Raw genomic sequence first — 25,520 nt, 5'->3', positions numbered from 1 at the left:
CCAGGATAACCCACGCATCATAGGAATCCGTGGTACCTCTTCTTGACCACGGCCATGTAGACCGTGTTGACCAGGGTGATAAAATCGAAAACGGGGAGTCCCACGGCTTCGTGGACGGCCGCGGCAAAGGGCGGCAGGTCGCTGCACTCAAAGACCAGCGCCCCCATATCGGGGTTTTCCGATACGAGTCTCCGGGCCACGTCCACCACCTCGGCCTCCATCCTCTCCACGTCGACGGTCGATTTCTCCTGGGTGACGTGGACCTTGGTAAACTCCTCCTTCTCGTCCATACCCGCTATCGCCGTGGGAATAGACTCATCGATTCCCGCGTTTCTCAGAAAAGGCCCTTTCAAGTGCCTCGCCCCTGCCGTCAAAATCCCCACTTTCCTCTTCTCGCCGATCATGCGCGACACCATCGGGACCAAAAGCAGGGGTGAGTTGAAAAGGGGAACGTTCAGGGCCCGGCTGGCCTCTTTCTGGTAGATGGCGAAAAACCCGCATCCGGTCGTTATCGCCCTGACCCCCTCCCTCTCCAGTTCCCTCGCAGTCCTGATAAATATCTCCAACCTCCTCGGCGAAGGTCCCTCCTCATCGCACCACCAGTTGCTGGGAACACCCTCTAAGACTTTGAACCTTACCGGGAAATCGTATGTCGTGGCATTCCCGACATTTCCAGGGATAAGGGGAGCCTTCATATCGAGCATGAGTATTCCGATCGCCTCACCGTAGAACGGTCTTCCTCCCTTGATGGAATTCATTGCTTCCCTCCCAAAGCCGTGGTCACCGGTCTCTGATCCCCGGACAGACTATCAAGAAAGGGACGGCCCTCTCTCCTCAAGCGGCTCCAATCCACAGGACGCTCGCCTTTTCCTGCCAGAGAGAGCTTGCACTGCGGGAGCAGTGCAAGCTCTCTCTTCTCAACCAGACCTCCCACGGTTCCTGAATCGACGCCGCCCCTTCCATCTACCACTTGACATCATATGGGACGACCTTCCCGTCTCTGTACACGTAGCCCTGAAATATCTGGGTCCTCTGGATCCCGTCCTCGTCCACGGACATGTCCGGATCCGAGACCCCCCTGTAGAGTTTGAACGTCACGGGGAGAACCCTCCGGATGGTGTCCGGATCCGTTGTTCCCGCCATATCGATGGCCAGGGCAGCAATCCACATCCCGTCATAGGCGATGGGAGGGTAGTAGGAGATGAACTCGGCCTTGTCTCCCACGAGTTTCCTGTACTTCTCCGCGAACTCGTCGAATCTCGGGCCCTTGGCCGCCACGACGTCGAGTCCCTTCCTGCCTTCTACGGTCTCGGGGATACATGCCTCGACGGAGTCCGCGAAATAGGCTGAATACCAGGAGTCCTTCACTGTGGCCGAAAGTCCCATCTCGTAAGCCTGTTTCTGGATTATCCTCGACATCTCGGCCCATGCCACAGAAAGGATCGCCGGTGGTCTCGGAGCAAAGAGCCTCTGGAGCTCTGCCCGGTAGTCGGACTTGTTGAGTTCGTATCTCACCTCGGATACGACCCTTCCCCCTGCGTCCTCGATCACCTTTCTCATCGCCCTGCCCAGGCCGACTCCATAGGGGTCGTTCATCACCAGTATGCCGAAGTCTTTCTGGCCGGTGTCCTTCATGGCGAACCGAACCATGTCGGCCCCCATGATCTCATCGGTGGCGACCACCGAGAAATGGAAGGGACCGATCTTGTGAAGATCCGGTGAGGTTGAAGCGAGGCTGATCTGGACGACTCCGCGGCTGTTCGCATAGGTGGCGGTGGGGATGGTGACGCTGCTGTTATGTGCTCCGAGAACGATGGGGACCTTGTCCACGTCGACGAGCTTATGAATGCCGTCCATCCCGGCTTTTGGCCGCGATTCCGTATCCTCCACGATAATCTTCACCGGACGGCCCCCGAGAACCCCTCCCAACTCGTTTATCTCCTCCAGGGCGATCTTTATTCCCCTGAGTTCCCGTTCGCCGCCGAAGCCGGAAGATCCGGTCAGGGGAATAAGAACCCCTATTTTCACGGGCTCCTTCTGCTGGGCGAGCCCGCAAGGTACCCCCGCAAAACCCGAGACAAAAGCAATCAGCGCGAGGGCAGCAAACCCGATGATGATCCTTCTCGAGTCTCTCATGTCATCCTCCTTTCCCGTTCCAAAACCATACAACATAGGATGGAGACAGACCTCAATTCAGATTCCCTCTATCTCCAGGCCGGCCGACCAATCCCCGGCTCACCTCCTCCCTGGTCCGAGTGCCAGCCGTTTCAGAAAATCTCCGGCGTCAACGCCCACAAGGACCCTCGGTTTCCTCCCCAAGGCGCCCCTCGTCCTTTTCCCCGGCAACAAAGCCAAGGTCCTGCCCCTCTTTTCCCACGGATCCATGAGGCTCGAGATCCCACGGAACCGTCTACCCGCGGCAACGCTCAACCTCCCAGATACGCCTTCTTGATGTGGACGTTGTTCAGTATACTGTCGGCCCTGCCCTCGAACTCGTTCTGGCCCATGGCCAGAACATACCCCCTGTCCGAGATTCCCAGGGATTCGTATGCGTTCTGTTCCACGATCACGATGGCGGCTCCCACCCGGTTGATCTCCTTGATCTTGTCGAACAGGGAGAGGGCTGCCCCCGGGGCCAACCCGGCCGAAGGTTCATCGAGGAGAATCAGCCTCGGGTCGACCATGAGGGCACTGCCCATGGCCACCATCTGTCTCTCTCCACCACTCAGGGTGCCGGCTTTCTGCCTCTGCCTTTCGCACAGAATCGGGAAAATGGCGTATATTTTCTGGGTCTGTTCCTCCAGCTTCCTCCTGGGTAGGAAGTATCCCCCCATCTCGAGGTTCTCGCGAACCGTGAGCGAGGGGAAGACGTTGTCCAGTTGGGGGACATAGCTTATCCCCTGCCTCACCTTCCTGTCTGGTCTCAGACGGGTGACATCACGACCCCCGAACCCGATCCTGCCACGGGTGGGTCTCAGATAGCCCATAATGGTCTTCAGAAGCGTCGATTTACCGGATCCATTGGGCCCTATGATTGTCACGATCTCCCTGCCTTCCACGTGCATCGACACGCCGTGGAGCACCTCTGTTGCCCCGTAGCCCGAATACACGTCGGCGACTTCCAAGAGTCTCATACCCCGGGTTCTCCCTTCCCTTCCATCTGCACCGTTTTTGTCCTGCCCCCCAGATAGGCTTCCAGGACCCTCTGGTTCTCCTGGATCTCCTCGGGCGTGCCCTCGGCAATCTTGACCCCTGCATCGAGCACATAGACCCTGTCGCAAACCCGGCTGATGAGGTTCATGTCGTGCTCGACGAGAAGGAAGGTCTTCCCCTGCTCGGCCTGGAGTTCCTTGATGAATCCCATGAATTTCTTGGTAAGGGTCGGATTCACCCCTGCGGTGGGCTCGTCGAGCAGAACGAGATCAGGATCCCGGATGAGGATCCTGGCCAGGGACAGCAGCTTCTGCTGGCCGCCTGAGAGATTTCCTGAGTATTCGTTGGCCAGATGCCTGATCCCCGTGAGTTCCAAGAGGGAAAGAGCCCTTTCGAGCTGCGCCCCCTCCTGCTGCCGGGTCCGCCTCCCCTTCAAGAGGGCGCCGAAAACGTTCTCTCCCACCTGCCCGTCACATGCAAGGAGCATGTTTTCCAAGACAGTCATCTGTTTGGGCGCCTTGCTCACCTGGAAGGTTCTGACCACTCCCCTTCTGGCAACCTCATAAGGCGGAAGGTGCCCTATCCCCTCACCCTTGAAACGGACCTCCCCGGAATCGGCGGGATAAAAGCCCGAAACGATGTTGAACAGAGTAGTCTTGCCCGATCCGTTTGGGCCGATGAGCCCGACGATGGATCCCCTCTCGACCTCCAAAGAGACCCCCGCCAGGGCCCGTATGCCTCCGAAGCTCTTGCAGATATCCTTTACCTCCAGCATCGAGTCTCCCCTATACCCTGTAGACCCTCTTCTTCTCCTTTATGAGCCCCCCCCGCATGAAGAGGACCACGAGGATTATCAACACGCCAATGGCCACCATCCTCAAGCTCGCCACGGTCTGCCCCGAGAGGGGCAGATAGTCCTTGAGGAAGCGGGTGGAGTTGAAGAAGACGACGATGATAACCGCGCCGACAACCGAGCCCAAAGCATTTCCCCTCCCCCCGACGATCACCATCGCCCAGATGATGAAGGTCACGATGGGCATGAAGTCGAGAGGGGAGATGTAGGTGATGTAGTGGGCGAACAGGGCTCCGGCTATGCCCGCGAAGATCGCTCCCACCGTCATCGCCTCGACCTTGAAGTAGAAGACGGGCTTTCCCATGGCCAGGGCGAGATCGTCCTCCTCTCTCACAGCTTTCAAGACCCTGCCAAAAGGAGAATCTGCGAGTTTTCTGATCACCAGATACGTGAGAGCCAGAAAGGCCACTACCACACAGAGATAGAACAGGGGGTAGAGGCCGTTCGGGATGACACCGTGCAGGGGCTGGGGGATACCTATGATGCCGAAAGAGCCCCTGGTCAGCCACTCCTCGTTGACCGCAATCAACCGGATGATCTCTCCGATCCCCAGGGTGGTTATGGCCCAGTAATGGATGGAGAGTTTCGAAGTGGGCAAGGCGACGATGAATCCCAAAAGTCCCGCCAGGGCCCCTGCGAGAAGAACCCCAACGAGAAAGGGAGCCCCCATCATGGTCACCAGGGCAGAGGCGTAGGCTCCCACGGCGAAGAAGGCGACATGGCCGAAGTTCACCAGGCCGGAGAATCCGTAGTGGAAGTTGAGGCTCAGGGCGAGAATGGCGTATATCCCCATCATGGTGGCGAAGTAGAGCAGGATATTGACGATCCCCATCCTAGTCCCCTTTCTGTCCCTTCAGGATTCCCGTGGGCATGAAGATCAGGACGACAACAAGAATCCCAAAAGTGATCGCGTACTTGTAGCCCGTAGGAATCTGGATGGGCCTCCCCACGTGGAAGAGGCCGAAGAACCCTATGAGGTTCGACCAGTCGAAAAACAGGCCCACGTTTTCGGCAAAGCCAAGGATCATGGCTCCCACCAGGGCGCCGTACACGTTTCCAATGCCTCCCAGTATGGCTGCGCAGAAGACCGGAAGCAGGATCTGAAAACCCAGCTCCGGCCAGAGCAGGGTCTCCCACGCAATGAGGATCCCACCGAGCCCGGCATAACAGGCACAGATAAACCAGACCCACTTGATGATCTTCTCCACGTCGATCCCCCGGGCCTGGGCGAGGGAAGAGTTGTCCGAAAGGGCGCGCATCGCCTTGCCGAGTCTGGTCTTGTGCAAGAGGAGGTGGAAAGAAAAGACAGCAACCCCTGCGACAAGTAGGATGAGCAGTTGGGTCGAAGTAATCCGCGCCCCCATGAAGGTATAGGTCTTTCCCAGGGCCCCCCGGTAGCTCAGGGGATCCGTACCCCAGACCGCGCTCACCACGTGCCGCAGGGTTATGGAGAGTCCCATGGAAGCGATGAGAAGGATCAAACCGCCCGCCTCGCGGAGCCTCCTGAATATGAGCTGGTCGCTCAACACCCCGATCGCCCCGGTCAAGCCCATGGCCAGAACCACTGCTGCAAAGAAGTTGAGCCCCAGGGTCACACTGAGCAGAAAGGCCAGATACGCACCGACAACAGCGAATTCGCCATGGGCAAAGTTCGCAAATCGGAGGATGGCAAAGATCATGGTGACCCCGATAGCGAGCAAACCGAGCTGAGATCCCCGGATTATGCTGTTCAGAATGATCTGAGTAAAGGGCATGGACCTCCCCTGCTGCCGACCACCAAGCCGGAAACCGCCCCCTGGCTGCACTATTTTACGGTCAACACCGCCTTGCCGAGTGCCTTCTCATCGACGTGGACTCCGAGACCCGAGCCTGAGGGAACGGCCAGCCTTCCGTCCTTCCGCGTGGGTGTGTCCTCGGCCAACCGGACGTCCACATAGCTGTTGAAATCCGTGGAGGTGAAGAAGAAATCGGGCCGGGTACTCCCCACGATATGGGCTATGGCGGCGGTGGTCAGGTCTCCGCCCCAGCTGTCCTCCAGGGTCATGACGATTCCCAGGGTCTCACAGAGGTCACGGATCTGCTTGGCCTTGCTCAGCCCACCGACTCTCGAGAGCTTGATGTTGATCACGTCCATGGCCTGTTGTTCATAGGCCCTCACCAGGGGTCCCACCCCTGTAATCACCTCGTCGATGACCATGGGGAGACGGGTATGCCTCCGAACGACGAGGCATTCCTCCAGGCTGAGGCAGGGCTGCTCGATATAGAGGTCTTCTCCGACGAGCCCGTTGACCACACGGATAGCCTGGTGCATAAGCCAGCCCGTGTTGGCATCGGCCACGAGGATGTCACCCGATTCAAGCACCCTGAGAACCGCCCGGATCCGTCTGATATCCTCGTCCGGATCTCCACCGACCTTGAGCTGGAAACGCCCGTACCCCTCGGACTTGAACCGTGTCACATCATGGGCCATCTCCTCCGGAGTCTGCTGGGAGATCGGCCGGTAGAGTGGATAGTCCTCCACATACCGCCCCCCCAAGAGAGTGCAGGCGGGGAGGCCCGTCACCTGACCGAGGATATCCCAGCACGCTATGTCGACGGGCGACTTGACGTAGTTGTGGCCCACCATGACCGAGTCCATGATGTCGTTGATCGCCTTTACCTGACACGGGTCTTGACCGATCAATGCAGGGGCGAGCTCTCCTATCCCGCTCGGCACCCCTTGCGCGTAGGCAGCCATGTAAGCCGAGCCGAGGGGACAGACCTCTCCGAACCCCTTGACTCCCTCGTCGGTGGAAAGCCTGACGATCGTACTCACCAGGGAGGAGACCGAATGGCCTCCGGACCAGGCATACCTGCCTTCCAGGTACCCATAGGTAACCTGGTAGACATCGATCTGTGTAATCTTCATTGTTTCCTCCTTGGCCGCAGTCGGCAGTCATTGCGCGAAAATGGCATCTCCTCACGTCTTGAACGCCCCCCCCCCACCTCCATGGAGGCGCCTCAAGACGATCCGGCCCGGCATGATCAATCCTTTATGGTCAACACAGATGCATCTGCATCGATCTCTGCATGCTGTCCTGTCCTGAGTTTTCCAAAGTCTTCCGGATCCAATGTCATGACAGGAATCTCCCTGCCGTAGAAGTGCCTGCTAACCAAGGGACCAGCCGCCAGGATAGGTTCGGTTCGCAGATTGACGATGGCAGCCGGGGCCTTTCCCACTCGCGTCAACTCGAGAATGATGAGTGAGGTCGTACTCGACCCCTTGCCGAAGGGGAAGGCAAGCACCCTGCCTGCAATCGATTGCCCGAAGAGCTCATGGCGTGGATCATTGACCCGCCCCGTTGCAGGATCGACCCCTCCCCAGAAGCTGATGGGCTGTGAGGTCACGATCACTTCACCTCTCGCCCTTCCAGAGACCACACGGTATCCCCTCAGTCTCATCTCCATTTGGGCCGCCCCCTGCGGATTCTACCATGAACGGCTGTTTCGACACAGTCTTCCAGATTTCCATAGGCCACGTCAAGCCCTGTCTGAGAATAACAGTAGTTGGCGGATTTGGCCGAGTTGGTCATCATGACACGGAAGTTCCACGAATCAGTGGGGATCTGCAAGGGACAGCCGTCGGTGAAAACCCCTATTCCGGCCCGGCCCAGATCCTCGAGCAGCCCGCTCCCTCTCACCCACCCGTAGACCGTTCGACTCGTAAAGACCCAGAAAACAACGGAGGGATGGATCCTCCTCCCTCCTACCAGCCGGGCCAACTCCCTGAACTCCATGAAAGAGAAATGGGGGCAGCCGAGGGCCACCAGGTCCACCCTCTCTCCCCTGGCAGTCCAGAGCCTCTCCTCCGCGTCTTGAACCATCCCGGCCGTGATCTCGACCACCTCAGCCGGTTTCGCCCCCTGGAAGCACATCTCCGATGTCTGGGCTTCCGGTGTCACGCCGATCAAGTGGAAGAGACCCACTGCCCCGGAAGAGGCCGCAGCGGCGCTGAAGCCTTTCAGGCTGTCCACGTCCACATCCCTGGGAATCCCCTCCATGGCGGCAATCCTGTCCCCGGCTATCTCCCCCAGCAGGAAGCCCAGGAGGGGATAGATCGACCTGTCGCAGAACATCTCCCCCGAGATACCCTTCAGGCGGATAAGCACCTCGGCCTTCCGGTTTTCGGAAAGGTGGAGCCCGAATCTGGGGACCCGGCCCACGATGGCGGCACAGACGTCCACGAGGTCTCCATACCGGTTTGTCCTGGCCCCGATGACCGAGTTGGCAAAGGCGATGGCATTGGATTCGCCCCAGGCGATCTGCTCGCCGAACCGCGGGATCATCCCCTGCTGGTAGGGGGCACAGGTCCAGGTCGGAGCAGCCCCCATCTCCAGATAGGCCCTTTCAAGGCTCCTGCTCTTTTCCAGAAGTGCCGCCGAAACCCGGTACTCCTTCCATCTCTCGAAATCGACGGCACTGATATTGAGGGAAGTGGGAACCGCTACCCTGCCTCCCAGCTCCACCATCCGTTGGGCAAACTCGATCCCTGCATCCACCATATAGACCGAGCTGTCTATGTGGACCTGAGAGACGGCCATCATCTCCTCCGCACCGAACAGTTCCCCGAGGTCCACCAGGATCGAGAGGGCCATGCGCCGTGCTTCCCCATGCCTGCCGTCGAGAATCCGCTTCTCCTGGTCTGTCAAGTACATGGAACTCCCTTTCTCGTCTGCCCTTCCATATCGCCCTGGCCCGGCGCAGAGGCAAAAGGAATCCCCCGTGCAAGGGCATCGAACCCGAGGCAATATGGGATCATACCGTAAAAGATTCAATAGTTCAATATTTACACCGGCGCCCCCGGTCTTCCTCCATTACCCGATTGACAACGAATATCGACCCATGCTATAGGAAAACGGAACAGGGGGAACCCGGGCGATGCTCTTCAAAGACGACCGCCAGGAAGCCATGCCCCGCTACGCCTTCTCACAAGAAACACGGGGGGCTTTACCCCCGGAGAAAGGAGGTGAGCAGCAGAGAATAGTTCCGGTTTTTTGGGAAAAGGCAAAGGCTATTAACCGAATAAGAAAGGAGAAAGCGATGAGAAGATTTCACGGGACAATGGTCGGTCTGTTGTGTCTTGTCTTCTTGGTAGCAGGGATGGTCCCTATTGCTTCTGCCGAGCACCAGAGCCTCCTGGACGAAGTACAGAAACGGGGCGTCCTGAGGGTCGGGTGCATGCTCGATTTTCCACCCCTGGGATGGAGAGACGAGAAGGGAAACCCCAAGGGTTTCAACGTGAGATTGGCCGAGGAGATGGCAAAGGCACTGGGGGTGAAGCTCGAGATCATAGAGACCGTCTCGGCCAACAGGATTCCGGCCCTTGTGGCCAAGCGGATAGATGTCAGCAGCGCCGGTCTCACAATAACCACGGAGAGGGCCAAGGCTGTCGATTTTACCATACCGGACAGAAGAGGAGCGATGTTCGTCCTGACCCATGCAGACAGCCCTATCAAGACACTCGACGACTGCAAGGATTACAAAATCGGTACCGTAAGAGGAACGACTCCTGAGATCTATTTCTTGAACTACTTCAAGGACAAGGGGATCAAAATCGACTACATCTCCTACGACAGCAATGCAGACCAGCTCCTTGCCTTGAAGCAGAAAAAGGTCGATGCCATAGCCGAAACAGACATCTGGTTCGGCGAGGTCATGGCCAAGTTCCCGGGAAAGTTCAAGATCGTTCGTCCCGGGTACTTCAACGAATGGACGGGGCTCGCAGTCAGGCACGGCGATTTCACCTGGCTCCACTGGATCAACACCTGGCTCTGGGACATGCATATCACAGGAAAAATAAAGCAACTCCACAAGGAATTTAACATGCCCTACATTCCCGTCAAACCGGCATACGAATAGCCGAGGCATGGCCGTCCGGGGTGTCGATTGTTCACGGGCCGGCACCCCAGGTGGCCCACTGAAACAGAGATAACCGATGGACTACGTCTTCCACTTCAGAAGCATATGGGTGAACAAGCACCTCTTCCTGAGCGGGGCTCTTACCACCCTGCAGATCGCTCTTTTGGGAATCACCATCGGGATCATTCTGGGAACAATCGGGGCGGTTTCCAGGAACTCCAAGAACGGCGCGGCCAGGTTTCTGTCTTCCTGGTATGTCGAAATCATCAGGAACACCCCCCTTCTGGTGCAGCTCTACCTGTGGTATTTCGGCCTTGGGGCACTCCATGTCGATCTTTCACCTTTCCTGTGCGTTATCATCGCCCTGGGTGTAAACAATGGCGGCTACCTCACAGAGATCATCAGGGCCGGGATTGAAGCGATCAAGGAAGAACAGAGGAGAGCGGGAATATCTTTGGGTATGAGCCGGCTGCAGGTTTTCCGTTACGTGGTCATTGTTCCTTCCATGGGGATCGTATTCCCGGCCCTTTGCAACCAGTTCGTCATCTCCATCCTGGCTTCTGCTCTGGCCATGATCATTGGAGTCAGGGATCTCACTTACGAGGCTGTCTACCTGCAGGCCCACACGTTTCGGTCTATAGAGACATACATCGTAGTCGTGATCATCTACATCGTCTTGTCAAAAGGGGTGGTTCTTCTTTCCGATTTCCTCGACAGGAGGATCTTCAAATACAAATACGTTTGACGGCTGATCTCCGGTAGGATCCGTTCCTTGACGGACCTGCCGGAATGTGGAAGGGACGGATAAGTTGGATTTGGCAACCCTTACGAAGAGCTTGCTTCACCTGTCGCCCTATGATATATGGTACCTCCTCAAGGGGGCGGTGATTACCCTCGGTCTTTCGGCGGGGGCGATCGGCATAGGCTCTTGCATCGGGGCTGTCGTCGGCTGGATCAGGTCCTCAAGGATCGTAAAGAGAAATCCCTTTCTCTGGGGGCTCACGGCTCTTTACGTAGACGTCATCAGGGGGACTCCTCTCCTCCTGCAGGTCTACATGGTCTACTATGCGGTACCCCCGCTCACGGGAATCGAAACCTCCGTCTTTTTCGCGGGCATTGCCACTCTGGCCTTGTACCAGGGAGCCTATGTGAGCGAGGCGGTCCGATCGGGTCTCGAGGCCATAGACAAGACCCAGTGGTGGGGAGGGCAGAGTCTCGGGATGAGCTACTTTCAGACCCTCCGGTATGTCGTCTTCCCCCAGGCGATAAGGATCATGATTCCTCCCTACATCGGAATATGTCTCGGAGTAATCAAGGACACCTCTCTGGTCTCAACCATAGGGTTTATAGAGCTGGCATTTTCCGCCGGTATCATCGGCCGCAGAACTCTGGATCCTCTTCCTCCCTGGTTCATGGCGGCGGCGATCTATTTTGTGATCTGCTTCCCCATATCCAAGTTCAGCCAGCGGGTCGAAGCCCGACTGAGGAAGAGAGGATGAGGCTTGCATGAAAATTGAGGTCAAGAAAGTCAACAAGTATTTCGGAAAGCTCCATGTGCTGAAGGACCTCGACTTGACCGTGGGGGCGGGCGAAAAGCTCATCGTCATCGGACCCAGTGGATGCGGGAAGTCCACGCTGCTTTTCTGTCTCAACGCACTGGAACCGATCCAGAGCGGAGACATAGTCGTTGGAGGAACCTCCATCGTGAACTCCAACCGCAAGACGCTGCGTAGAATCAGACAGAAAATCGGCATCGTGTTCCAGCAGTTCAACCTGTTTCCCCACTACACGGCATATGAAAACGTGGAGTTGGCCCTCAGGATCGTACTCCATCTCGATCCTGAAGAGGCAAGACAGAGGACGTTGAGTGTCCTTGACAAGGTGGGGCTGTCCGACAAGATCGACAACTACCCCTCGCAGCTTTCCGGGGGACAGCAGCAGAGGGTCGCCATCGCCAGGGCACTCGTCATGGAACCCGAAGTCCTCTTGCTGGACGAAATCACTTCTGCCCTTGACCCGGAACTGACCGGGGAGGTCCTGGACGTGGTGGAGAAGCTCTCCAAGGAAAAGGAGATCACGATTATCTTTGTAACTCATGAAATACTCTTCGCCCGCAAGGTGGCCGATCGGGTGATCTTCATGGACGGCGGTGTAATCGTCGAAGAGGGACCGCCGGATATCCTGCTGCTCAAACCGCGAATGGAACGAACCAAGAGGTTCCTGAGCAAGGTGACCCAACACCTCAGCGGGGAGGAAAGCTCTGTGAGTAGGTGAGAATTTTCGCCGGAGGTTCCTGGGACCCAAAAAACCCGGGATTTGACAGTCTGTATCGAACAGATCAGTATCCAATACAAACCCAACAGCACCAAAAGGAGGTTATCATGAAGGAACTGAAAGGAGTCTGCGTAGCACTGTGTACACCCTTTGATGAGAGCGGCGAGAAGCTTGATGAGACAGCCCTGAGAAACCACATGGACTCAATGCTCGAGGCTGGTGTCCACATAATTCTCGTGTGTGGCGGTACCGGCGAGTTTGCCTACCTGCGGCCCGAAGAGAGAAAACGAATCGCCGAGATCGCCTCCAAGCATATCGACGGCCGCGCCGGTTTCATGGTCCAGACATCGGCGATCAATACCGCGGATGCCATCGAGTTCGCCAAGCACGCCGAAGGGGTGGGAGCCGACGCGCTCCTTATCCTGCCGCCCTACTTCGAGGGACCAAACGACGACGGCGTGTACTATCACTTCGAAAAGATATCAGAAGCCATCAATACCCCCATCATGGTCTACAACATCCCGGAATGTTCGGGTTTTGACGTCACGCCTGCTCTGTTCAAGCGCCTCCTCGAGATCGATAACGTCCGGTACATAAAGGACAGCATGAACGACCTCGTGCGGATCCAGGAGTTGCTCGCCGTGGCGGGCGACAGGGCCGGGGTTTTCAACGGGGGTGACGGCATCACCTACTTCAGCCTCGTGGCAGGATGCCCCGGCTGCGTATGGGGGGCCACCAACGCCATGCCCAAGGAGTCTGTGGAGCTTTACGATCTCGTCGTCTCCGGAAAGCTCGTGGAGGCAACGGCCCTCTGGAAACGGATGTTCCCGGCCAACCTGTTTTTCCTGACCCATGTTTACAACGCCGCGGTCAAGGCCGCAACCAATCTGTCGGGTAGAAAAGTGGGGCCTTGCCGCAAACCTGTCCTGCCTCTCACCGACTCCGAGATGGCGGAACTGAAGGAGGCCCTGAAGCCTCTCGGCATCTGATTGAAGCCGAAACAGAGAGGAGGCATCAGCCATGAGAGTGGGGCGGATCTTCTCGGCAATAGACACCCATACGGGTGGAGAGCCCACCAGGACCATCATCGGAGGCCTGCCCCATATCCCGGGCAGGACCGTAGTCGAGAAGATGAAGTACCTGAGAGATCACATGGACTGGATTCGGACTGCGTTGATGTTCGAACCCCGGGGCCACAGTGTCATGTCGGGCGCCATCCTGACTGAACCCACCCATCCCGAGGCGGATATCGGTGTCGTATTCATCGAAACCGGGGGGTACCTGCCCATGTGCGGCCACGATACGATCGGAGTGTGTACCGCCCTGGTGGAGACGGGAATGGTCGAGGTAGAGGAACCGGTGACCCACATCACCCTGGATACGCCGGCGGGCTTGACCCGGGTCAGGGTGGATGTGGAGGATGGGGTGGCCAAGGCGGTCACCTTCAGAAACATCGCCTCCTTTGTCTTTGCCCGGGACGTGGAAGTCGACGTGCCCGGGCTGGGAAAGATCAAGATGGACGTCTCCTACGGGGGGAATCCTTATGCCATAGTCCCGGCCGCCTCTGCGGGCGTGGAGATCCGCCCCGAGAATGCGGGGAGACTCATTGAAAAGGGCAGAATGATCCGGGACGCCGTCAATGCCCAGGTCAGGATCCAGCACCCGGAAAAGGACTTTGTCAACTCATGCACCCACGTGGAGTTCTACGGGGAGCCGACCGCGGCGGACGCTCATGTCAAGAACGCGGTCTTCTTCGCCGACAGCGGAATCGACCGCTCACCTTGCGGGACGGGCACTTCGGCAAAGGTCGCGACCCTCTATGCCAAAGGCGAATTGAAACTCAACGAGGAATTCGTCCACGAGAGCATCATCGGAAGCCTCTTTAGGGCTAGGGTAGTCGAAGAGACCCGAGTGGGCCCCTACCCTGCCGTGATCCCCGAAGTCACCGGCAGCGCCCACATCACCGGTATCAATCAGCTCCTGATCGACCCGGACGATCCCCATAGAAACGGGTTCCTCCTGGGGTGAGAGAAAAGAGTGGTTAGATGGTGCCCCTGTTCGATAAGGACGGCGAGCCTCGTTCACTGGACCGCGAGAATAATTCGTTAGCCGGTCCGATTCGAACGAGTGCTGCAAGAAAGGACGATCGAACGATTCGAACAGATTGAACGTCCCGGCGAGGAAAAAGACGCAATGCGGCTCGGTTTTGTCGGAACAGGCAGTATTACATGTGCCCTTGTCGAGGGGCTGTGCACGGCTGAGAAGCCGCCCGCAAGGATCCTCGTGTCGCCCCGGAATCCCGAGAAGGCGGCGGGGCTTGCAGCAAGGTTCTTGCAGGTTGAGGTCGCGCCGGACAACCAGGCCGTGGTGGATGGGACTGACTGCGTCTTCCTCGCCGTGCTCCCACAAATAGCATCCGGTGTGTTGAGGGAGATCCGCTTCCGGTCAGACCAGACGGTCGTCTCTCTGATCGCCCTCACACCCATCGACCAGGTGAGACGACTCGTCGCTCCGGCAAGGGACGTGGCAAGGGCCGTCCCGTTGCCGCCAGTGGCCCGGCATCTGGGGCCGATCCTGCTTTATCCCGAAAATCCCGTTGTGTTCGAGCTTTTTGGCAGGACCGGCAAGCCGATCGCGGTTGCCAACGAAGAGCACCTCAACGTCCTCTGGGCCCTTACTGCTCTTATCGCCCCCTTCTACGCCCTCATCGAGGAGGCGACCCGATGGGCGGCACGTGCCGGCGTCGACAGGCAGATCGCCGGGCCGTACACCGCATCGATGTTCCATGCCCTCTCGGTTCTCGCGACGGAAGTGTCTGACGGGGACTTCTCCGAGCTGTTAGCCGGGGCGACCACGCCGGGAGGTCTCAACGAGCAGGCCCTGGCAGAGATCCGCAGGCTGGGCGGATACGAGGCATTTTTGAACGCGTTGAATTCCGTGATTGTCAGGCTCGGCGAGCCCCGCCTTGAACGCCAATAGCCATTCGGGCTGGTGGAAACCTGCATTTTAGACCTCCCAAGCGAGGACCTTGACATTCTTGGCGATCCTCACAGGTTTGCGATCCAAGCCTACGGGCCTCACGGTCTTTCAGGCAAAGCGGGTTTTGAAAGACCGTGGTATAATACCTGGGAATTCGATGGCCAGAGTCTCAGTCGGTTCCGTGCCGTCTCTGATTTCTGAAACCAACAACAGGAGGAGAAGCGGAGATGAGGGTCAATTATACGGAGAACGTGACGCCCCGTTTTCAGGTCCTTTCAGAAGACCAGATCGAGGAGATCATCAGCGGGAGCCTCGAAATCCTGGAAAGGGTGGGCGTCAAGATCCATGATGAAGAAACCGTGGAACTGCTCAAGGGGGGCGGGGCCCAAACCGGAGACGGGATTCTCGTAAAAATACCCTCCTTCATGGTGAAAAAAGCCCTCAACACTGCACCCGGCCGGATTGTCCTTGCCCGCCGGGACGGCAAGAGGAGTGTGGTTCTCGAGAAGGATAGAATCCATTTCGGTACGGGTTCTGATTGTCCCTTTTTCATCGATCCTGATACGGGGAGGCGGAGAAAGACGGTTTTCGGGGACGTCGTAAATGCCGCACGGGTGGCCGACGCTCTTCCAAACATCGATTTCTTCATGTCCCTCGGCCTGGTCTCCGACGTCCCCTCCAGATCTTACGACCGACACCAGTTCCTGGCAATGGCCACGGGCACGACGAAACCACTCGTGATCACGGCAGTGGACGGCCGGGGGCTGATCGATCAGTTCGAGATGGCAAGTGTAATCGTCGGGGGAGAGGAGAACTTCAGGCAGAACCCGCTCTTCGCCATCTATGCCGAGCCGAGCTCACCCCTTGTCCATTCCAGGGAAGCGGTTGAAAAGGTGACCATCGCCGCCGAAAGGGATATCCCTATCGTCTATGTCCCTGCTCCAAGCGCCGGGGGTACGGCCCCGGTAACCCTGGCAGGCCTTCTGGTGGAAGGGCTGGCCGACACCCTGACAGGACTCGTCGTCTCACAGCTCAGGAAGGCCGGGGCTCCCTTTGTGATGGGAGGTGTCTTCACGGCTCTCGACATGAGAACCACGGTTTTCTCCTATGGCGCTCCGGAGCTTCTGCTCCTGGATGCAGCCCTTACGGATATTTCCAAGCGACTGGGAATACCGGTTTTTTCGACCGCGGGCTGCAGCGACGCCAAGACACTCGACGAGCAGGCAGGTCTGGAGGCAGGCCTGTCTATTCTCATGGCAGCCCAATCCGGGGCCAACCTGATCCACGATGTGGGGTATCTGGAATCCGGTCTTCTGGGGTCTCTCGATATGCTGGTCCTTGCGGATGAGGCGATCTCCATGGTCAAGAGAATCTTGAACGGTATTTCAGTCAACCAGGACACCCTTGCACTGGACGTCATCTCCCGGGTGGGGCCGGGCGGACATTTCCTGGACGATGACCACACCATCTCCCATTTCAAGGAGGAGATCTGGATGCCCCGCCTGATCGACCGGAGCAACCTGGAAGACTGGGACAAGGCCGGGCGCAAGACCATGGCCGAAAGAGTCAGGGACAGGGTCCATCAGATCCTTGAGACCCACCAGGCCCCTCCCATGGAGGAGGAGAAGGTCCGAGAGCTCAAGGCCATCATTGCGAGGGCAGACAGGAAGTATGCATAGCACGATTTGGTGCTGTCAGTTGTCGGTTGAAGGAAGACAAGATCACGAAGAGAAAGGAGTGAGGGGAGATGGCGACATTCATCCATACCATTTCGGTAGTCGACACCCACACGGCAGGAGAGCCGACCCGGATCGTTTTGAGCGGGCTCCCGACCATTCACGGCGCCACCATGGCCGAAAAGAAAAAGTACATGGCGGAGCATCTGGACCATTTCCGGGCGCTCCTCATGGAGGAACCCAGGGGACACCGGGACATGTTCGGGGCAATCCTCACTCCCCCAACCACCGACCGAGGACAGTACGGGGTCGTCTTCATGGACAATACGGGTTACCTCGATATGTGCGGTCATGGAATCATCGGCATCACCACAGCCCTGATAGAGATGGGAATGATTCCACCAAAAGAACCGGAAACCGTTGTCGCACTGGACACACCCGCCGGATTGGTGGAAGGCCACGCGAGGATCGACGGGGACCGGGTTGTTGAGGTCTCTCTGGCCAACGTCTCCTCCTTCCTCTATGCAAGGGATGTGGAGCTCGACCTCCCGGAGGTCGGCAGAATCACCATCGACGTCTCATTCGGTGGCAATTTCTTTGCCATGACACCGGCAAAGGCCCTGGGGGTTTCGGTACAACCGGAGAACATCTCAAGGCTCATCCACCTGGGAATGATGGTGAAACAGGCGGTAAACGAGAAGGTCAAGATCGAGCATCCCACGGAGAAGCACATCACCACTGTGGAACTCACGGAGATATACGACAAACCGGATCCTTCCAAGGCGTTCTCAAAGAACGTTGTCATCTTCGGAGACGGGCAGGTGGACCGTTCGCCGTGCGGCACTGGAACATCGGCGGCCATGGCCACCCTCTACGGAAGAGGGAAGCTCGCACTCAACGAGGAATTCACCAACGAGAGCATCATCGGGACCCGCTTCAGGGGAAGACTCGTCCGGGAGGCCAGGGTGGGTGATTTCGCCGCCGTGGATCCGGTCATTAAAGGGGAGGCGTATATCACCGGGATCCATCAGTTTCTCGTGGATCCAAGAGATCCCGTCAAGTACGGATTTACTGTGGGAAGAAGGGCCTCTTCTCGGTCTGCCAGCTCACGATGAAAGGCCCTCCTCCCCGGCTTGATCCCTCTCTCTGACGGGATTGGTCACACTGCAGGGGACCGCGGCAGAACACTTTCCACACACATCCGTAAGGTCGAGATCACTGTAGTGCCTGTCATTTGCGAGACACTGGCGGTAGCAGGCATGGCGGTCGTACCGATCAGGGTAGAGGGCACCGTACCTGCAGCGCTCGACGCACTCCAGACAGTCGTAGCCTGCCCGTTGGAGGCAGAACTCTCCCCTTGGGCTGGCCGTGGGCTCCAGAACCAGGTCTGTCACAAGGCTGCCGATGCGCCCAGTACACCCCTTCTCGGTGATGAGGAGGTTGTGAACTCCGAACCTCCCTATCCCGGCCACGTAAGCAACATGCCTGTGCGACCAGTCACTCATCAGGCTCTCCTGATCAAAATTGTGTGTGGGCGGAACCAAGGCCACCCTGTAGCCTTCCGATCTCAGCTCCTCCCTGATGTACTCGTTGATCTCCGAAATGAGCCTGTTGGTCTCAACATATGCTACGGCCCAACTCCTGGAGCAGTAATACCCGCTCTCGTGATTTTCCCTGTGGAGATCCTCGGCAAAGGGTATGAAATAGGCGATCACACTCTTGGCTCCGGCCAGTAGTTCACCGGGGGTAGCGTGCGTGGGCCGTACAACCTCCTTGAGCCGGTGGAACAGCGGATCATCCGCCGCTGCAAAACCGACTACCGGTTCGCGCCAAGCGGTCTCGACTCTCCTCCGGCTCGAATAAGAGGCGATGAACTCCCTGATCATCTTTTCAATAGCCCGTCTCTCCATCGTTCACCTCACCGGCAGAAATGCCCAAGCTTACCACAGCTCTCCTCCATGGGGAAGGAGAGCCGGCCGGGAGGAGCTCCCCGGTTTTCGGGTGGTATGTCCGAAAGTGCCTTGACTTCAGGGTATCCCAAAGGTCGGGAAACTCCACGAGTTTTTTTCCTTGACAATCGAGGTCTGGGTGTGGAAAAATGGGGCAGGTTTTAGTGGGTGCGCTTCGGTTTCTGCTTTTCTGCGAAAATGTCAGCCTGAAGGAGGTGAAAAAGCAAAGGATTCCGGTTGCCTCTTGTGAGGAAGAATCTGGAGAAAGGAAAAAGGAGGGATGACCATGGCAGATGAGGAAAGAGAAAAGGGAATGACAAGGCGCGACTTCGTTAAGACCGTGGGCGTGGCGGCCGCCGCGGGAGGAGTGCTTTCGGTGGGCTTGCCAAAGGAGGCTCAGGCCGCTAAGAAGCTCAAGATAGGGTTCATGGGACCTTTCACCGGTCCTGCGAGCCGGACAGGGGACCAGTTCAAGAGGGGCATCAAGATGGCACTGGAGGACGCCCGTGCGGCAGGGGAGATCCCTGTGAGGGTCGATGGGAAGACCATGGACATCGAACCCGTCTGGGTGGACAGCCAGTCGAGCCCTGAAAAAGCGGTCAAGGCTGTAACCCATGCCGTCAATCGAGGAGTCAAGATGATGGTGACGGGTTGGCACTCTTCCGTGGCCATGGCCTGTATGGACGCGGAAGCCGCCCTCAAGATAGTCCATATCGGCCACCAGGGCGAGTCCCAGTACATCAACTTCAAGATCAACGACCATCCGCATAAGTATCGCGGCTGGTTCAAGGGTTGGGCTTCACCTCCGGTCTTTGCCGGCCTCTACGGCCCGCCCCTTAAATACTTCATGGAAAAAGGCCTCTGGAGACCGGCAAACAGGAAAGCAGCGGTCATCGTGGAGGATACGGACTACGGAAGGGGATGGGGCGACGCTCTGGTGGTCAGCCTGAGAACCGCCGGCTTCGATGTCATGCCTTACGACGTCAACGCCATCGACCAGACCGAATTCACACCTATCATCACCAAGTACAAGGCCGCGGGGGTCTCGGTCGTCGCCGTGACAGAGACGGGTGGTGTGCCCATGTATAACTTCGTCAAGCAGGTTCGTGCCATGAACCTGAAGGCGCTGCTTCTGGCTCACGGGCTGACCTGGACCGCCGAGTGGTACAAGAATACCATGGAAGCCTCAGATTACGCGCTCTGTATGGACTCACCCTATCCGATCAGCCCCGAGCAGAAGGAGTGGATGAGGCGGTTCAAGGCGAAGTACGGGGTGGAGGCGGGCATCGCGCCTTCGGGGCAGCCCTATGATCATACCCGGATGGCCATCAAGATCCTCAACGAGGCGGGGACCATCAAGAATTTCGAGAAATTGGTAGAGCATGTAAGAGAAAAGGTGAAATACAAAGGGGTATGGCAGCTCTACGACTTCGCCACCTACAATGACTTCTGGAAGGATTTCTCCGAAGAGGGAACCCTCCACCAGCTGTCGAGAAACGACATCCGGACCGGCGGCTTCATGAAGGGCTTCTTCTTTCCCATGGTCCAGATGTTCGGGGGGAAACCCAACATACTCTGGCCTCTTGATCTGGCTACCGCCGAGTTCAAGGCGCCGCCATGGATCTAGGCTTCTCATTAGAGTAATCAGAAGAGAACCCCTGCTAGCTTCCTCGAGCCGCAAGCCCCTCCAGGGGGGCTTGCAGTCTTGTAGAAAAACACAATGGCCTTTCTGGAGATCGATCAGGTCCATAAACATTTCGGCGGTATTCCCGCTCTGGATGGAGTCTCCCTCACCGTGGAGGAGGGGAAAATCCACGGGGTCATCGGACCCAACGGGGCTGGGAAAACCACCATGTTCAACGTGATCAACGGGGTCTACAGTCCTGACCGCGGCACCGTCCGCTTCAGGGGCCGCGACATTACAGGGCTGAAACCCAATCAGATCGCTTCCATGGGGATCGGCCGGACCTTTCAGGTCGCCCGGATCTTCAATGAGATGACCCTCATGGAGAATATGATGGTCCCCGTCATTCCCAAGAGATTGTCGAAGAAGGAGGGCGAGGAAAAGGCTCTGGAGTTGTTGGAAATGGCAGACCTCGCCCACCTCAAAGACCAGCTGGCCATTGAGATCTCCGGGGGCCAGAAGAAACTTCTGGAATTCATGCGAACCATGATGGCGGATCCCGAGGTGGTCTTGCTGGATGAGCCCTTTGCCGGGGTCAACCCGGCTCTCATCGAGCGGCTGATCGAGATCACTTTCGAGCTGAACAGAACCCGGGGAAAGACCTTCCTTCTGATCAGCCATGACATCCCCTCGGTCATGAAACTCTGCAAGTATCTGACCGTCCTTTCAGCCGGAAAATCCATCGCCGAGGGAGAGTCTGAAAAAATCCGCCACGACCCTGCGGTCATCGACGCCTACCTGGGCCACTGACGCCCGAAGGGGAAACGAACCGATCATGACTCTCGAGGTCAAGAACATCACATCCGGCTATGTCAAGGAGGTCCCGGTCTTGACGGATGTCAGCATCGTTGCCCGGGAGGGAGCCCTGACCGGTATCATCGGTCCCAACGGGGCTGGAAAGTCGACGCTTCTCAAGACTATCTACGGATACCTCTATCCCAGCAAGGGGGATGTGTTCCACCACGGCAAATCGATCAAGGGGCTCAAACCGGATCAGATGCTCGGTCAGGGGATCGCCCATCTCATCCAGGGACACAGCGTCTTTCCGACCATGACCGTGGAGGAGAACCTGGAGCTCGGTGGCTGGATCATGAGGAATGACCGCAAAGCTCTTGACAGGGCCCTGGCCGAGGTCTACGAGTACTATCCTGTTCTGAAGAAGAAGCGCAGGATGCCGGCAGGCGCCCTTTCCGGTGGCGAGCAGCGGATGCTCGAAATAGCCCGGCTCACCATGACACGTCCCCGTACCATTCTGATCGATGAACCTTCGGTGGGGCTGATGCCCAAACTGGTCGACACGGTCTACGAAGAGATAGTCAGGCTGAAGGAGCAGGGATTCACCATCCTTATCGTGGATCAGAAGGTCCACAAGTGTGTGGAGGTAGCCGACTATATCTACGTGCTCCGCCTGGGACGGAACAGCCACCACGGCCCCAAGGAGAGATTCGTCGATACAATAGAGGACATCATCAGGGAGTGGATCTGACAGGGACTCCTGTTGAGAGGGTATAGGGAAGATGGAATTCAATATCTTTATTCAGCTCCTCGTCCTCGGCCTGGTTAGGGGATCGATGTACGCCCTGATGGGGGTTGGCCTCTCCCTGATCTTCGGGATCATGGAAATCGTCAATTTCGCCCACGGGGAACTCTTCATGATCGGCTGTTACATCATGTACTTTGTGGCTGCCATGTTGGGGCTCCCCTTTCCGGTGGGCATCCTCGCTTCAGGGGTGGGGCTTTTCATCGTAGGGATCATCCTCGAGAAGGGCCTGATCTCTACCCTCCGCAGAAAAGCCGGCCGGGAATGGCTCATGGATGCCTTTGTGCTGACCATCGGCCTCATGGTGATCTTTCAGAACCTCGCCCTCATCATCTTCGGAGCGGTTCAGCGGGGGATTCCAAACCTGGTCAGCGGTCAGGTGGTCATTGGGGAAGTCGTCTTCATCTATGATCATCTGGTGATCCTTGGCCTGGCGCTGCTCACCGTGGGGCTGCTCTGGTATTTCATCAAATACACGGACATGGGAAAGGCCATCCGGGCCACGTCCCAGCATTCGGAAGCCGCTCAGACTCTCGGTATCGACATCAGCAGAATGTACGCCATTGCTTTCGGCATCGGGGCCGCCCTGGCGGGGATCTCCGGGGCCCTTCTGATCACTCTCTTCCCCGCCAATCCCAACGCGGGGATGGGCCCTGTTCTCAAGAGCTTCGTGGTGGTCATCCTGGGGGGGCTCGGAAATATCAAGGGGGCCGTCGCGGCGGGTATCCTGGTGGGGCTCATGGAAGCCTATGCCATGTTCTTTCTGGCAGGGGGTTGGCAGAACGTGATCGTCACCTCCGTCGTCATTGCGGTGCTGATTTTCAGACCAGCGGGGCTCTTCGCCCCGGCAGGGGAGCGACCATGAGTCTCTTTGGAAGTCCCCAGAAGGGAATGAACGCTTCCCGATACGTGAAGGTGGCCCTTGTGCTTGCCTTTCTTATCGTGGTCCCCTTGATGTGGAGGGAAAATCGCTTCATCACAACCGTCTTCATATCGGCCCTGATGTTCGGCATATGGGGGGTCACCTATGATCTCCAGCTCGGTTATGCCGGCCTCTACAATTTCGGCTTTGCGGGATTCATATGTGCGGGGGCTTACGGATCGGCTCTTGCGGCACTGCATTACGAGATCAACCCATGGTACGGGTTGCTGATCGGGGGGGTCGCCTCTGGTGCTCTCGGGTTTCTTACCGGGGTGGTGACCCTCAGGCTGAGGGGCATCTTTGTGGGGCTTGCCACATGGTTTATCGCCGAGGTCTTGCGACTCACCATCTCTAATACCCCCGGCTACACCCGGGGAATGCTCGGTTTGGCCGTCGACCCCCTGCCCGATCTCTTCGGCCTTGACTTCTCAAGGGCACAGTTGCTTCCCTACTACTACCTGCTCCTTTTCCTCGTCATCATTATTTACGGAGCTGCATCCCTGATGGTCCACTCCAGGATCGGCCTCTCCTTTAAGGCCATCCGGGAGGACCAGTTGGCCACGGAAACCCTCGGCCTCAGTGCTACCAAGTACAAATTGATCAACTTTACCACGGCCTGCTTCTTCACCGGTGTGATAGGGGCCTTCTATGCCCACTACATCGGCATCCTCACCCCGGAACCGACCGAGTTTGGAGTACCCAGAACCGTGGAGGTCCTTACCATGGCCTATGTAGGGGGCAGGGGCACACTCTGGGGCTCGATCCTCGCGGGTTTTCTGCTCATCGGGTTTCAGGAGTATTTCCGGGAGCTCGGAGCGTGGCGCCTGGTTATGTTCGGTACCCTTCTGATCGCCGTGATGATCTATGCTCCGAAGGGGCTTTCGACCATCAAAAAGTACATCTGGTAGGGGCGGGGCGAGACTTGGGGGAGATCCCTGTGAATCGACGGTCTTTCATAATCTCGCTGCCGGTCCGTTCGTCTTCCCCTACCCGCCGGACCCTCTCCTAATTACCTTGCACAACCCCTGGAGACTCTTTTTCCCTGATAAACAGGGCCAGAAATGCCCCCAGAAGGGCAACGGCTCCGAACGAAAAGAAGAGGGCTCCATAGGAGTGAAAGGAGTCGACGATCTTTCCCGAGACTGGGGTAGTAAGGATACCAGCAGCACTCGTGAAGGTTGCCAGAAATCCCATGCCGGTTGCCGACAATCGCCTGGACAGAAGATCCGACGGATAGGCGGCCAGGAGAATATCGGGTACCAGGATCATCAACCCCAGAAGGGCCAGCAGAAGGGTGGCCAAGGTGAGACCCACGGTCAGAGAAAGCAGAAAGGCCGACGCCGACAAGACGAGGAGCCCTACGAGAATCAGGGGCTTCCGCCTTCCACCAAACCAGAAGTCCGAGACGAATCCAGCCACGGGAGAGGCGAGAACCCCTGGCAGCAAGACAAGAAAGGAGACCGTGCTGGCCCGATCAACGGACATCCCGTACCCCTCCTTGAGAAACGACGGGATCCACACCAGCGAGCCGAACTGCACGTAAACGAGGCAGAAGTAGACCATGGCCACGACCCATAGGGTGCCGTGGGTCAAGACCACCGAGAGGGTCGACCTGGGGTCACTATCGATCAGCCTCTCGATGTGAATCTCGTCATCGAAATCCTGAAGGCCTCTGTCTCGTGGACGATCCCTGACCACAATCCAGAAAACCACGGCCACCACCGCCATCATGGCAGGGGGAATGACGAAGGAGCTCCTCCAGCCTATCCTGTCCCCGATAAGCCCGGAAACCCTTATTCCCACGCTACTGCCCCCTGTTATGCAGGTTGCGAACAGCCCGATCACCGTTCCCCGCCTCGCCCGGGGGAACCAACTCACCACAAGCTTGAGGGCTGAATTCCATCCCATGGCCTGACCGAACCCGTTGATCAGTTGGCCTAGGGCAAGAACCGGAAAGGTTGACCCCCGGCTGAAGATCAGGTTTCCCGCGATCGAGACGAGGGCGCCCAGGGTGAGCACCTTCCGCGGCCCAAAGCGGTCCCCCAGGTAACCCGAGGGCAGTTGGAAGACGGTGTAAGTCAAGAAAAAGAAGGCCATCAATCCACCGGCCTGGGCGTTGGAGATCCCCAGATCCGCCCTGACCAGGGGAATAACGGCAGAGTAGTTGAATCTGTTGAGGTAGTACATCCCGAAAAAGAGCCAGGTCAGCAAGAGCACCTGACTGGCAGGAGAGAAGGAAAAACGGGGTTTCAAGAAGACCTCCCTTCTCCAGGTGTCACCGTGCTGGGAATCCCCGCCTCGAGATCAGCACCCATGAAACTTAGCAGGAGAAGCGGAAAGCTGTCAACCACGTATCTGAGATCGTGTGTCTCACCTAGGTCTCCTCCCGCTCAGCCTCCGTGCATACCCAGCAGCTTCCGCGGTGCCGCCCCGAACAAAGGGATTCCCCCAGATACGGAGATCCTTTTGAAGATTCCTCGTGGAGTTTCCTGAGTTTTCGGCCCAGGATTCTTGCAAGTATATGACTTCACGATCTTTTTCTGTCTTGGCAGGAGAACACCCTTGTCCCCTCGCTCCTGAGCTCACGCGGTG

General features: G+C 57.7%; 26 protein-coding genes. 14 read left to right on the top strand and 12 right to left on the bottom strand.

Features of this window, described 5'->3' with window-relative positions:
* Positions 1 to 17: 17 nt before the first annotated feature.
* From JRJ26_09045 to JRJ26_09000, 10 genes are all read right to left on the bottom strand, one after another.
* Positions 18 to 758: an aspartate/glutamate racemase family protein gene (locus JRJ26_09045; GenBank protein ID MBW2057623.1), complete on the bottom strand. Its 741-nt coding sequence runs from the start codon at positions 756 to 758 to the stop codon at positions 18 to 20.
* Entirely contained in the window at positions 755 to 970 is a 216-nt protein-coding gene (locus tag JRJ26_09040) for a hypothetical protein (protein MBW2057622.1), read from the bottom strand. Before JRJ26_09040 ends, JRJ26_09045 begins: the two co-directional genes overlap by 4 nt.
* On the bottom strand, positions 964 to 2,136 hold the full coding sequence (locus JRJ26_09035; protein MBW2057621.1) for an ABC transporter substrate-binding protein: 1,173 nt from the start codon (positions 2,134 to 2,136) through the stop codon (positions 964 to 966). The genes JRJ26_09040 and JRJ26_09035 overlap by 7 nt, the downstream gene beginning before the upstream one ends.
* Positions 2,137 to 2,426: 290 nt before the next feature.
* Complete coding sequence (locus JRJ26_09030; protein MBW2057620.1) at positions 2,427 to 3,134, bottom strand: ABC transporter ATP-binding protein; 708 nt, start codon at positions 3,132 to 3,134, stop codon at positions 2,427 to 2,429.
* A complete protein-coding gene (locus tag JRJ26_09025) occupies positions 3,131 to 3,928 on the bottom strand; it encodes an ABC transporter ATP-binding protein (protein MBW2057619.1) in 798 nt (265 codons plus the stop codon). Before JRJ26_09025 ends, JRJ26_09030 begins: the two co-directional genes overlap by 4 nt.
* A 10-nt stretch (positions 3,929 to 3,938) precedes the next feature.
* On the bottom strand, positions 3,939 to 4,838 hold the full coding sequence (locus tag JRJ26_09020; GenBank protein MBW2057618.1) for a branched-chain amino acid ABC transporter permease: 900 nt from the start codon (positions 4,836 to 4,838) through the stop codon (positions 3,939 to 3,941).
* A 1-nt stretch (position 4,839) separates the two neighbouring features.
* On the bottom strand, positions 4,840 to 5,760 hold the full coding sequence (locus JRJ26_09015) for a branched-chain amino acid ABC transporter permease (GenBank protein MBW2057617.1): 921 nt from the start codon (positions 5,758 to 5,760) through the stop codon (positions 4,840 to 4,842).
* A gap of 50 nt (positions 5,761 to 5,810) precedes the next feature.
* Positions 5,811 to 6,914, bottom strand: coding sequence for a mandelate racemase/muconate lactonizing enzyme family protein (locus JRJ26_09010; GenBank protein MBW2057616.1), 1,104 nt, complete (start codon positions 6,912 to 6,914; stop codon positions 5,811 to 5,813).
* A gap of 116 nt (positions 6,915 to 7,030) precedes the next feature.
* On the bottom strand, positions 7,031 to 7,453 hold the full coding sequence (locus JRJ26_09005) for a DUF126 domain-containing protein (GenBank protein ID MBW2057615.1): 423 nt from the start codon (positions 7,451 to 7,453) through the stop codon (positions 7,031 to 7,033).
* A complete protein-coding gene (locus JRJ26_09000; protein MBW2057614.1) occupies positions 7,444 to 8,700 on the bottom strand; it encodes an aconitase X catalytic domain-containing protein in 1,257 nt (418 codons plus the stop codon). Before JRJ26_09000 ends, JRJ26_09005 begins: the two co-directional genes overlap by 10 nt.
* A 385-nt stretch (positions 8,701 to 9,085) precedes the next feature.
* Here JRJ26_09000 and JRJ26_08995 point away from each other — a divergent pair, with 385 nt between their 5' ends.
* The 9 genes from JRJ26_08995 (at position 9,086) to JRJ26_08955 (ending at position 17,948) form a co-directional block, all read left to right on the top strand.
* A complete protein-coding gene (locus JRJ26_08995) occupies positions 9,086 to 9,904 on the top strand; it encodes a transporter substrate-binding domain-containing protein (GenBank protein ID MBW2057613.1) in 819 nt (272 codons plus the stop codon).
* A gap of 76 nt (positions 9,905 to 9,980) precedes the next feature.
* On the top strand, positions 9,981 to 10,649 hold the full coding sequence (locus JRJ26_08990) for an amino acid ABC transporter permease (protein ID MBW2057612.1): 669 nt from the start codon (positions 9,981 to 9,983) through the stop codon (positions 10,647 to 10,649).
* A 64-nt stretch (positions 10,650 to 10,713) separates the two neighbouring features.
* The gene (locus JRJ26_08985; protein ID MBW2057611.1) at positions 10,714 to 11,403 is read left to right on the top strand and encodes an amino acid ABC transporter permease; all 690 of its coding nucleotides are present in this window, start codon (positions 10,714 to 10,716) and stop codon (positions 11,401 to 11,403) included.
* Positions 11,404 to 11,410: 7 nt separating this feature from the next.
* Entirely contained in the window at positions 11,411 to 12,178 is a 768-nt protein-coding gene (locus JRJ26_08980) for an amino acid ABC transporter ATP-binding protein (GenBank protein ID MBW2057610.1), read from the top strand.
* Positions 12,179 to 12,285: 107 nt separating this feature from the next.
* Complete coding sequence (locus JRJ26_08975) at positions 12,286 to 13,167, top strand: dihydrodipicolinate synthase family protein (protein ID MBW2057609.1); 882 nt, start codon at positions 12,286 to 12,288, stop codon at positions 13,165 to 13,167.
* 31 nt (positions 13,168 to 13,198) lie between these two features.
* Positions 13,199 to 14,206, top strand: coding sequence for a 4-hydroxyproline epimerase (locus JRJ26_08970; GenBank protein MBW2057608.1), 1,008 nt, complete (start codon positions 13,199 to 13,201; stop codon positions 14,204 to 14,206).
* Positions 14,207 to 14,371: 165 nt separating this feature from the next.
* Positions 14,372 to 15,157 (top strand): NAD(P)-binding domain-containing protein, encoded by a 786-nt coding sequence (locus JRJ26_08965; protein ID MBW2057607.1) that lies wholly within the window; start codon positions 14,372 to 14,374, stop codon positions 15,155 to 15,157.
* 227 nt (positions 15,158 to 15,384) lie between these two features.
* Entirely contained in the window at positions 15,385 to 16,836 is a 1,452-nt protein-coding gene (locus tag JRJ26_08960) for a trimethylamine methyltransferase family protein (protein ID MBW2057606.1), read from the top strand.
* A gap of 68 nt (positions 16,837 to 16,904) precedes the next feature.
* Positions 16,905 to 17,948, top strand: a complete 1,044-nt coding sequence (locus tag JRJ26_08955; protein MBW2057605.1) for a proline racemase family protein — start codon at positions 16,905 to 16,907, stop codon at positions 17,946 to 17,948.
* Here JRJ26_08955 and JRJ26_08950 read toward each other — a convergent pair.
* Positions 17,940 to 18,743 carry an epoxyqueuosine reductase gene (locus tag JRJ26_08950; protein ID MBW2057604.1) on the bottom strand — a complete coding sequence of 268 codons (804 nt, stop codon included), beginning with the start codon at positions 18,741 to 18,743 and terminating at the stop codon, positions 17,940 to 17,942. The genes JRJ26_08955 and JRJ26_08950 overlap by 9 nt on opposite strands.
* 325 nt (positions 18,744 to 19,068) lie before the next feature.
* Here JRJ26_08950 and JRJ26_08945 point away from each other — a divergent pair, with 325 nt between their 5' ends.
* The 5 genes from JRJ26_08945 (at position 19,069) to JRJ26_08925 (ending at position 23,836) form a co-directional block, all read left to right on the top strand.
* Entirely contained in the window at positions 19,069 to 20,409 is a 1,341-nt protein-coding gene (locus JRJ26_08945; protein ID MBW2057603.1) for an ABC transporter substrate-binding protein, read from the top strand.
* Positions 20,410 to 20,502: 93 nt separating this feature from the next.
* Positions 20,503 to 21,216, top strand: coding sequence for an ABC transporter ATP-binding protein (locus JRJ26_08940; GenBank protein ID MBW2057602.1), 714 nt, complete (start codon positions 20,503 to 20,505; stop codon positions 21,214 to 21,216).
* Between the two features lie 25 nt (positions 21,217 to 21,241).
* Positions 21,242 to 21,952: an ABC transporter ATP-binding protein gene (locus tag JRJ26_08935; GenBank protein MBW2057601.1), complete on the top strand. Its 711-nt coding sequence runs from the start codon at positions 21,242 to 21,244 to the stop codon at positions 21,950 to 21,952.
* Between the two features lie 31 nt (positions 21,953 to 21,983).
* Positions 21,984 to 22,871 carry a branched-chain amino acid ABC transporter permease gene (locus tag JRJ26_08930; protein MBW2057600.1) on the top strand — a complete coding sequence of 296 codons (888 nt, stop codon included), beginning with the start codon at positions 21,984 to 21,986 and terminating at the stop codon, positions 22,869 to 22,871.
* Entirely contained in the window at positions 22,868 to 23,836 is a 969-nt protein-coding gene (locus JRJ26_08925) for a branched-chain amino acid ABC transporter permease (GenBank protein ID MBW2057599.1), read from the top strand. Before JRJ26_08930 ends, JRJ26_08925 begins: the two co-directional genes overlap by 4 nt.
* Before the next feature lie 97 nt (positions 23,837 to 23,933).
* On the opposite strand, the gene JRJ26_08920 is transcribed toward JRJ26_08925, so the two are convergent.
* A complete protein-coding gene (locus tag JRJ26_08920) occupies positions 23,934 to 25,181 on the bottom strand; it encodes an MFS transporter (protein ID MBW2057598.1) in 1,248 nt (415 codons plus the stop codon).
* Between the last annotated feature and the right edge of the window lie 339 nt (positions 25,182 to 25,520).

The organism is Deltaproteobacteria bacterium (genome assembly GCA_019308905.1).
Taxonomy (GTDB): domain Bacteria; phylum Desulfobacterota; class BSN033; order WVXP01; family WVXP01; genus JAFDHF01.
The sequence above is the reverse complement of the archived record's forward strand: the minus strand, read 5'-3'. Positions and strand labels throughout refer to the sequence as shown.